The sequence below is a fragment of the Vibrio sp. YYF0003 genome (genome assembly GCF_036350715.1).
In the GTDB taxonomy this organism is placed as follows: Bacteria; Pseudomonadota; Gammaproteobacteria; order Enterobacterales; family Vibrionaceae; genus Vibrio; species Vibrio natriegens.
Map to the genome: position 1 here is coordinate 1 of NZ_JAZDWA010000019.1, position 1,494 is coordinate 1,494.

The 1,494-nt window shown below is 50.5% G+C and carries 1 rRNA gene (only partly in view); it reads left to right on the forward strand.

The features are described 5' to 3' along the window. Positions 1–27 precede the first annotated feature (27 nt). Positions 28–1,494, forward strand: a 23S ribosomal RNA gene (locus V1U08_RS22820) (it continues 1,465 nt past the right edge of the window).

A 1,494-nucleotide genomic window follows, 5' to 3' on the forward strand; every position in this document is an offset into this window, starting at 1 on the left:
TCAATTCGAAACTCCTTCGGGTTGTATGGTTAAGTGACTAAGCGTACACGGTGGATGCCTTGGCAGTCAGAGGCGATGAAGGACGTATTAACTTGCGATAAGCCCAGATTAGGCAGTAAAAGCCACTTGAGTCTGGGATTTCCGAATGGGGAAACCCACTTACATAAGTAAGTATCCTGTTGTGAATACATAGCAACAGGAGGCGAACCGGGGGAACTGAAACATCTAAGTACCCCGAGGAAAAGAAATCAACCGAGATTCCGAAAGTAGCGGCGAGCGAAATTGGACTAGCCCTTAAGCTTTACACACGTTAGACGAACGGTCTGGAAAGTCCGACGATACAGGGTGATAGTCCCGTAGTTGACGATGTGTGTTCAGTGAAATCGAGTAGGGCGGGACACGTGATATCCTGTCTGAATATGGGGGGACCATCCTCCAAGGCTAAATACTACTGACTGACCGATAGTGAACCAGTACCGTGAGGGAAAGGCGAAAAGAACCCCTGTGAGGGGAGTGAAATAGAACCTGAAACCGTGTACGTACAAGCAGTAGGAGCAGGCTTTGTCCTGTGACTGCGTACCTTTTGTATAATGGGTCAGCGACTTATATTCAGTGGCAAGGTTAACCATCTAGGGGAGCCGTAGGGAAACCGAGTCTTAACTGGGCGTTCAGTCTCTGGATATAGACCCGAAACCAGGTGATCTAGCCATGGGCAGGTTGAAGGTTGAGTAACATCAACTGGAGGACCGAACCGACTAATGTTGAAAAATTAGCGGATGACTTGTGGCTAGGGGTGAAAGGCCAATCAAACCTGGAGATAGCTGGTTCTCCCCGAAAGCTATTTAGGTAGCGCCTCGGACGAATACTACTGGGGGTAGAGCACTGTTAAGGCTAGGGGGTCATCCCGACTTACCAACCCTTTGCAAACTCCGAATACCAGTAAGTACTATCCGGGAGACACACGGCGGGTGCTAACGTCCGTCGTGGAGAGGGAAACAACCCAGACCGCCAGCTAAGGTCCCAAATTACTACTAAGTGGGAAACGATGTGGGAAGGCTCAGACAGCCAGGATGTTGGCTTAGAAGCAGCCATCATTTAAAGAAAGCGTAATAGCTCACTGGTCGAGTCGGCCTGCGCGGAAGATGTAACGGGGCTAAGTAGTAAACCGAAGCTGCGGCAATATACTTTTGTATATTGGGTAGGGGAGCGTTCTGTAAGCGGTTGAAGGTGTGTGGTAACGCATGCTGGACGTATCAGAAGTGCGAATGCTGACATGAGTAACGATAAAGGGGGTGAAAAACCTCCTCGCCGGAAGACCAAGGGTTCCTGTCCAACGTTAATCGGGGCAGGGTAAGTCGACCCCTAAGGCGAGGCCGAAAGGCGTAGTCGATGGGAAACGGGTTAATATTCCCGTACTTCTTACAATTGCGATGGGGGGACGGAGAAGGCTAGGTGGGCCTGGCGACGGTTGTCCAGGTTCAAGTGCGTAGGCTT